We start from the raw sequence: 8,053 nt of genomic DNA, 5'->3' as shown, positions 1-8,053 counted from the left end.
CGCCCGCGGTCCTCACCGCGGGCGCGGGGCGTCGTCGTCCCCTCAGGCGGGCAGCGCGAGCACGTGCGCGCCGATGCTGCGGCCGGTGAGCAGGGAGTCCTCCTGCCCGTCCCAGTCGTGGCGGCCGTGGCGGCCGACGCGCACGAGGTTGGGGTAGGCGTCGAGCCGCTCGTCGACGCCGGCCAGGACGGCCTCGTGGCCCAGCGACAGGACGGGCACGCTGCGCGGCAGCCGCAGGACGTCGCAGTCGACGACGCGCACCCCGCGGTCGACGCCGAAGGCGGGCAGCTCGGCGACGGCCAGCTGCGCCAGCTCGGAGTCGGAGCGGGCGGCGAGGTCGTCCTCGCCGGAGCTCCAGAACTCCGCGCACAGCACGGTGCGCGGGGCACCGGCGAACCGCTGCGGGCGCCAGGCGCGGGTGTTGGTGAGCCGGCCCACGCGCAGCGACTCGTCGTAGGCGGTGACGTAGTGGGCCTGCTGGCCGACCTCGCCCTCCACCAGCAGGTGCACCAGGTAGGTGTCGCGGCTGCGCAGCGCCGGCCCGCCCGCCCCGGGGGCCGGCGCGGTGCGGGAGGTGGCCGCGCCCGGCAGCCAGCGCAGCAGCAGCGGCGGCGGGACGCTGGAGACCACGGCCCGCACCGGCAGGGTGGACTCCCCGCCGGCGTCGCGGGCGGTGACGGCGCTGATGCGCCCGTCCTCGGTGTCCAGCCCGGTGACGGTGGTGCCCAGCAGGATGCGGGCGCCGCGCTCGCGCAGCCGGCGCGCGAGCTCCTCCCAGACCGCTCCGGTGCCGCGGGCGGGGGTCAGCAGCTCCACGGGGCCGCTGAAACCGGCGCGGGTGCCCAGCAGCTTGTCGGCGAAGGCGGCCGACAGCTGCTGCGGGCCGACCCCGAGGTACTTGCGGCAGTAGGGGACGAACAGCTCCTCGACGACGGCGCGGCCGTGCCGGGCGACGAGCGCGTCGTGGGCGGTGCGCGGGGGCGCGTCCGCGCGCCGCGCGGGAAGGCGGGCGGCGCTCCGCGAGGCGGCCAGCGCCAGCGCCCCGGCGGGGCCGACGGCGCGCAGGACGTCGCGGGGGCCGGGCGGGAAGGCGACGGCCCGTCCGCGCCAGACGGCGCCGCGGCGGGCGACGGTGCGCTCCAGGCCGCCGGCGGCGCCGGCGAGGTCGAGCCAGCGGCGCACCGACTCCGGGTGCGAGCTGGAGTAGAAGCTGTGCGGGCCGAGGTCGTAGGGCTCCCCCCACAGCTGCACCGAGCGGGAGAGGCCGCCGACCTGCGGTGCGCCGTCGAGCACGACGACGCGGACACCGGCGTCGAGCAGGTGCTCGGCCGCGGCCAGTCCCGCCGGCCCCGCACCGATGACGACGACGGGGCGGTCCTCGCCGCCGCGCCCGGACCTGGCCTCCACGACCGTCGCGCTCACCGCACGCCCCCCTCCGCGAGGTCGGGGTGCCCGGCGCCCCGCCCCACGAGCTCCTCCACGACCTCGGCCCAGCGCCGGGTCAGCTCCTGCGGTGCGAAGCCGGCGCGCGCCCAGGCGGCGGCCCGCCCGGCCAGGGCCGCGGTCGGCGCACCGCCCTCGTCCGCCCACCGCTCGACCGTGCTCAGCACGCGGGCCAGCTCCGGCCCGTCGGAGAACAGCAGCAGCTGCTCGCCGTGGGCGACGTCCATGCCGCTGGCGCCCTGCGGCGTCGTCACCGGCACCAGGCCGAGCACGGCCGCCTCGACGACCTTGACGGTCAGCCCCAGCGCCTCGCGCTGGGGTGCCAGCAGGAAGGAGTGCTGCACGAGCTCGGCGTGCAGCCGCTCGCGCTCGAAGGCGCCGCGCAGCACCACCGAGGGCGCCGCCACGCGGGCGCGCACTGCCTGCGGGACCTCGCCGAAGACGTGCAGCTGCCAGCCGTGCAGCCCGGCGGCGCGCAGTGCCGGTTCGAGCTCGTCGATCCACCAGCGCACGGCCTCCTCGTTGGCGAAGGCGGTGAGGCTGCCCGGGAAGGCCAGGCGGCGGTCCAGCGGGGCGCCGGGGCTCCAGCGCCGCTGCACCCGCGCGCTCACGGCCATGGGCAGCGAGCGCACCGGTGCACCGGCGCGCTCGGCCAGCCGGGCCGCCTCCACCGGCGAGACCAGCGAGGTGCCGTGCGCGCGGCGGGCGACCTCGTCCTCGCGCCGGCGCAGCCGCCGCGCCTCGAGCGCGAGCAGCCGCCCGACCGGCACCCGGCGCAGCAGCGCCGCGGCCGCCCGCGAGCGGGGCCGGCGGTGCCCGAGCAGCTGGTGCAGGTCCATCCGCCGCCGCCGCCACAGCTCGTAGCGCTCCGAGAGCAGGTCGTCGAGGTCGACGAACCAGGGACGCCCGCAGTCCTCGGCGAGGGCGGACAGGCGCACCCCGTCGGCGACGACGGCGTCGACGTCCTCCGCGTCGGCGATGCGGCGCACGGCCGCGGCCGTGCGCGCGGAGTAGTAGAGGCGCTCGTTGCACGAGCGCAGGCCGCGGCGACGGGCGGCGCGGCCGCCGGCGACCTCCCACCAGCTCACGTCGGGCAGGCGGTGGGTGGCCACCGCCCGGTCGACGGGCACCGGCCGGGCGGGTCCGCCCACGACGGCGCACACGACGTCGTGACCGGCGTCGGCCAGGGAGTCGACGATGGTGCGCAGCACGGTGCCGCGACCACCGGCGCCCGCGAGCGGGCGGGTCATGAGGAGCAGGACGCGAGCCACGTTCGGACCGACCGCCGCTCAGACGAGGTGTCGCCAGTCGAGGACCGCGGCACCGCGCCGGTCCCCGGCCGCGAGCACGAGGGCCTGGACGGCGAAGGCGGTCACCCAGACGTTGGCGTGCGGCAGCGGCGTCCCGTCGGTGCCGGCGCCGAAGGCGAACCCGCCGTCGGCCCGCGGCTCGTCGGGAGCGCTGACCTGGTGCGCCAGCAGCGCCGCGACCAGGCGCTGGGCGGCGGAGGTGCCGTGCGCGGAGTGCAGGGCGGCCAGGCGCAGGACCTGGGCCACGCCGTCGACGCGCGGGTGGCGCACGACCTGCACGGCACCGGAGGCGTCGACGCCGTAGCGGCGCGGGGGCAGTCCGTCGCGGTCGGTGGCGGCCAGCGCCCACAGCGTCGCGCGCTCGGAGGCGTCCAGCAGGTCGGCGCGGCCGGTGGCGGTGCCCACGGCCCACAGCGCCTCCGCCGCGTAGCTGTGCGGGTGGACGTTCGTGGTGCCGGCGCCGGGGTTGGTGACGAAGCGGCCCGAGGGCAGCTGCCGGCGCAGGGCGTCCTCGCAGACGGCCACGGCGGCGCGGGTGAAGCGCTGCTCGCCGGTCAGCTCGCCGAGGGCGGCCAGGCCGATGCCGATCTTGGCGTGGTGCACGCCGGGGCGGGTGGACCAGTCGCCTGGCGCGTCCTGCCAGCGGCCGGCCTCGGCGGTCGCCGGCCACGGCTGCACGACGCCGGCGGCGTCGACGTGGCGCAGCAGCCACTCGCCGGTGTCGAGGGCGGCGCGGGCCGCCGTCGGGCTGCCGGTGGCCGCGTGGTGGGCCACCAGGCCCTGCAGGATGATCCCGGCGTCGAAGGTGTAGAGGCGGTCGGCCTTGGCGGCGAAGCGGCCGACGGCGGCGGAGGCCTCCAGGCAGCGGAAGGCGCCGGGGACCGGCTGCACGGCGGTGGTCAGCCACTGCACCGCGCGCTCGGCGTCGCCCAGCGCCACCTCGCGCACCGCGAGGTCGCCGCGCGCGGCCAGCCAGGCGGCCAGCGTCACCTGGTAGCCGGTGACCTCGGAGTACTCGAACGGGTGGACGCGGGTGGTGCGGTCGAACCACGAGTGGTAGCCGCCGGAGGGGCTCTGGATCCCCGACCCCTGCAGCCAGCGGACCCCGCGGCGCGCCGCCTCCAGCGCGCGGGCGGCCGCGGCCGACCGCGGCCGCGGCACCGTGCCGAGCGTGGTCTGCGCCTGCGCGCCGACCACCTCGCCGGCCGCCGCGCCGCCCCCCGTGCGGACCCCCGTCGTGACCTCGCTCATGCGTCCCCCCGCCTCGACCGCACCTCCGCACCGGGTCGGGCGGGGGTGATCGCGCAGCAGTGTGTCAGCGGGCGGAGGGCCTCCCGGAGGTTTTTCCCGGATGGAGGGCGGAGAACCACGAGGAGTCCTCCACCGCCCACGGTGCGTCGAACCTCACCTGGGGGAAGAGGTGACCAGCCGTTGCGCCGCAACGACTCCGAGCGATCTGCGGACGAGTCGAGAGCGGTCCGCGCGCGGCGCCGAGGAGCTCCGCGCGCGGACCGGCGAGGTCAGCTGGCGCGGGCGCGACGGCGCCGGCCGGTCGCGCTCGCGGGGGTGAGGACCTCCGCGAGGAAGCGCCCGGTGTAGCTGTCCGGGTGGGCGGCGACCTGCTCGGGCGTGCCCTGCGCCACCACGGTGCCGCCGCCGTTGCCGCCCTCGGGACCCATGTCCACCAGCCAGTCGGCGCACTTGATGACGTCGAGGTTGTGCTCGATGACCAGGACGCTGTTGCCCTTGTCGACCAGCCCCTGCACGACGCCGAGCAGCTTGCGGATGTCCTCGAAGTGCAGGCCCGTGGTGGGCTCGTCGAGGACGTAGATCGTGCGGCCGTTGGAGCGGCGCTGCAGCTCGGAGGCGAGCTTCACGCGCTGCGCCTCGCCCCCGGACAGGGTGGTCGCGGGCTGGCCTAGGCGCACGTAGCCCAGCCCGACCTCGGTGAGGGTGCTCATGTACCGCGCGATCGCCGGGACGGCGGCGAAGAACTCCGCGGCCTCCTCGATCGGCATGTCGAGGACCTCGGCGATGGTCTTGCCCTTGAAGTGCACCTCGAGCGTCTCGCGGTTGTAGCGGGCGCCGTGGCACACCTCGCACGGGACGTAGACGTCCGGCAGGAAGTTCATCTCGATCTTCAGGGTGCCGTCGCCCGAGCACGCCTCGCAGCGGCCGCCCTTGACGTTGAAGGAGAACCGGCCCGGCTGGTAGCCGCGCAGCTTGGACTCCGGGGCGGAGGCGAACAGCTTGCGGATGTGGTCGAAGACCCCCGTGTAGGTGGCCGGGTTGCTGCGCGGGGTGCGCCCGATGGGGCTCTGGTCGACGTGCACCACCTTGTCGAGGTGCTCCAGGCCCTCCACGGCCTTGTGCCGGCCGGGCACCCGGCGGGCGCCGTTGAGCTTGTTGGCCAGCACCGTGTAGAGGATGTCGTTGACCAGGGTGGACTTGCCGGACCCGGACACCCCGGTGACGGCGACGAGCGCGCCGAGGGGGAACTCGACGGTGACGTCCCTGAGGTTGTGCTCGCGGGCGCCGGTGACCCGCAGCTGCCGGGCCGGGTCGACCGGACGGCGCTGCTCGGGCACCTCGATCGCGCGCGCACCGGAGAGGTACTGCCCCGTGAGCGACTTCGGGTTGGCCAGCAGCCCCTCGAGGTCGCCGGAGTGCACGACCTCGCCACCGCGCTCGCCGGCGCCGGGGCCGAAGTCGACGATCCAGTCCGCGACGCGGACGGTGTCCTCGTCGTGCTCGACGACGATGAGGGTGTTGCCCAGGTCGCGCAGCCGCGTCAGGGTGTCGATGAGCCGGCGGTTGTCGCGCTGGTGCAGGCCGATGCTGGGCTCGTCCAGGACGTAGAGGACGCCGACCAGGCCGGAGCCGATCTGGGTGGCCAGCCGGATCCGCTGCGCCTCGCCGCCGGACAGGGTGCCCGCCGGCCGCGCCAGCGAGAGGTAGTCCAGGCCGACGTCGAGCAGGAAGCCCAGGCGGGCCTGGATCTCCTTGAGCACCTGCGCGGCGATCTTCTTCTCCCGCCCGCTCAGCTGCAGGGCGTCGAGGAAGGTGGAGCACTCGTCGATGGGCAGCGCGCACAGCTGCGAGATCGACAGCCCGCCGACCTTGACGGCCAGCGCGGAGGGCTTCAGCCGCTGCCCCTGGCAGACCGGGCACGGCGTCTCGCGCATGTAGCCCTCGTAGCGCTCCTTGCTGAGGTCGGACTCCGTCTCCTCGTGGCGGCGCTTCACGAAGGGGATGACGCCCTCGAAGCCGGTGGAGTAGGAGCGCTCGCGGCCCCAGCGGTTGCGGTAGCGCACGTGGACCTCGTGGTCCTTGCCGTGCAGCAGCGCGTCGCGGGCCCGCTTGGGCAGCGCCCGCCAGGGCACGTCCACGGAGAACTTCAGGTCCTCGGCCAGCGCGGTGATGAGCCGCTGGAAGTAGTCGGAGGAGCCCGAGGCCCACGGGGCGATGGCACCCTCGGCCAGCGAGAGGTCCTCGTCGGGGACGACGAGCTCGGGGTCCACCTCCAGCTGGGTGCCCAGGCCGGTGCACTCGGGGCAGGCGCCGAAGGGGGAGTTGAAGGAGAAGGTGCGCGGCTCGACCTCGTCGATGTCGAGGGGGTGCTCGTTGGGGCAGGCCATCTTCTCGGAGAAGCGGCGCTCGCCCTCGGGGCCCTCGACGTCGACGAGGTCGGCCACCAGCAGCCCGGAGGAGAGCACGAGGGCCGTCTCGACGGAGTCGGTGAGGCGGCGCTTGACGCCGTCCTTGGCCACGAGCCGGTCGACGACGACCTCGATGGTGTGCTTGAGCTTCTTCTGCAGCGTCGGGGGGTTCTCCAGCGGGACGACCTCGCCGTCGACCCGGGCGCGGGCGAACCCCTTGGACTGCAGCTCGCGGAAGAGCTCGGCGTACTCGCCCTTGCGCTCGCGCACGACGGGTGCGAGCACCTGGAAGCGGGTGCCCTCGGGCAGCTCGAGCAGCTGGTCGACGATCTGCTGCGGGGTCTGCCGCCCGACCGGCTCCCCGCAGACCGGGCAGTGCGGGCGGCCGGCGCGCGCGTAGAGCAGGCGCAGGTAGTCGTAGACCTCGGTGATGGTGCCGACCGTGGAGCGGGGGTTGCGCGAGGTCGACTTCTGGTCGATGGAGACCGCGGGCGAGAGCCCCTCGATGAAGTCGACGTCGGGCTTGTCCATCTGACCCAGGAACTGGCGGGCGTAGGCCGACAGCGACTCGACGTAGCGGCGCTGCCCCTCGGCGAAGATCGTGTCGAAGGCGAGCGAGGACTTGCCCGACCCCGACAGGCCCGTGAAGACGACGAGGCTGTCGCGGGGCAGGTCGACCGAGACGTCCTTGAGGTTGTGCTCGCGCGCCCCCCGCACGACGAGGCGGTCGGAGGCGACCCGGGCGGTGCTCACCGCCCGGGCGGCGGCGCTGGCCGCCGTGCGCGAGGACGTGCGCGCGGGCGTGCGGGAGGTGGAGCCGGTCGTGCGGGAACCCGGGGAGGGAGAGCGAGGAGCCACGCGCCCAACCCTAGGCGCCCCCTCCGACACGAGCGCTCGGACGACGGGTCCGGGCGTCCACCGTTCGGCGGACGCAGGTAGTTGAATGCAGGGCATAAGCTTGTCCCATGGTTCCATCCAGCGCACTTGTGGAGACCGCGGACGCCCCGGCGCCGCCGGACGGGGAGCAGGGGGAGCAGCCGCAGGAGGGCGAGCAGTCGGGGCAGGCGCAGGTGCGCTGGCTCGACGACGAGGAGCAGCGCACCTGGCGGGCCTTCCTGTCGGCGACCCAGCTGCTGATGGACCGCGTGAGCCGGCAGCTGCAGCACGACTCCGACGTGGTCTTCACCTACTACGAGATGCTCGTGCGCCTGTCGGAGGCCCCCGAGCGCTCGCTGCGCATGAGCGAGCTCGCCGACTCCTCGCTGTCCTCGCGCAGCCGCGTCTCGCACGCCGTGGCGCGCATGGAGGAGCGGGGCTGGATCCGCCGCGACGCCTGCGCCACCGACGGGCGCGGCTTCGTGGCCGTCCTCACCGACGCCGGCTTCGAGGCGCTGCGGGAGGCGGCCCCCTCCCACGTGGAGACGGTGCGCTCGACGCTGTTCGACCAGCTCAGCCGGCAGCAGCAGGAGCAGCTGCGCGAGATCAGCGAGACGCTGCTGGCGCACCTGACGAGCACCGGCAGCGTCTCCCCCGTGCCGCCGGTGGCTCCGCGCGGCTGAGAGCGGCGCGGGCGGCCCCGCCCGGGGCGGGCCGCCCGGCCGCGGCGGGTGCGCGGGAGCTGACCCGCTGGAGGGGAGGTCA

Annotated in this window: 5 protein-coding genes; 1 reads left to right on the top strand and 4 read right to left on the bottom strand. The window is 75.7% G+C overall.

Going from position 1 to position 8,053, the window contains the following annotated elements; all coding sequences use genetic code 11:
• Positions 1-42 precede the first annotated feature (42 nt).
• The 4 genes from ACRYM2_RS22220 to uvrA all read right to left on the bottom strand — a co-directional run bounded on the left by ACRYM2_RS22220 (position 43) and on the right by uvrA (position 7,165).
• Positions 43-1,422: a protoporphyrinogen/coproporphyrinogen oxidase gene (locus ACRYM2_RS22220; protein ID WP_432524800.1), complete on the bottom strand. Its 1,380-nt coding sequence runs from the start codon at positions 1,420-1,422 to the stop codon at positions 43-45.
• A complete protein-coding gene (locus ACRYM2_RS22215; RefSeq protein ID WP_432524798.1) occupies positions 1,419-2,714 on the bottom strand; it encodes a glycosyltransferase in 1,296 nt (431 codons plus the stop codon). The genes ACRYM2_RS22220 and ACRYM2_RS22215 overlap by 4 nt, the downstream gene beginning before the upstream one ends.
• 18 nt (positions 2,715-2,732) lie before the next feature.
• Complete coding sequence (locus tag ACRYM2_RS22210) at positions 2,733-4,004, bottom strand: hypothetical protein (protein ID WP_432524796.1); 1,272 nt, start codon at positions 4,002-4,004, stop codon at positions 2,733-2,735.
• Between the two features lie 269 nt (positions 4,005-4,273).
• Entirely contained in the window at positions 4,274-7,165 is a 2,892-nt protein-coding gene (gene uvrA / locus ACRYM2_RS22205) for an excinuclease ABC subunit UvrA (RefSeq protein ID WP_432524801.1), read from the bottom strand.
• Positions 7,166-7,377: 212 nt separating this feature from the next.
• Here uvrA and ACRYM2_RS22200 point away from each other — a divergent pair, with 212 nt between their 5' ends.
• Positions 7,378-7,971: a MarR family winged helix-turn-helix transcriptional regulator gene (locus ACRYM2_RS22200; protein ID WP_432524794.1), complete on the top strand. Its 594-nt coding sequence runs from the start codon at positions 7,378-7,380 to the stop codon at positions 7,969-7,971.
• Positions 7,972-8,053: the final 82 nt, after the last annotated feature.

Origin of the sequence: Kineococcus aridisoli (assembly GCF_050871885.1) — a bacterium.
Classification (GTDB): Bacteria; Actinomycetota; Actinomycetes; order Actinomycetales; family Kineococcaceae; genus Kineococcus.
Note: the sequence above shows the minus strand (reverse complement) of the source record. Positions and strands in the feature narration are given on the sequence as shown.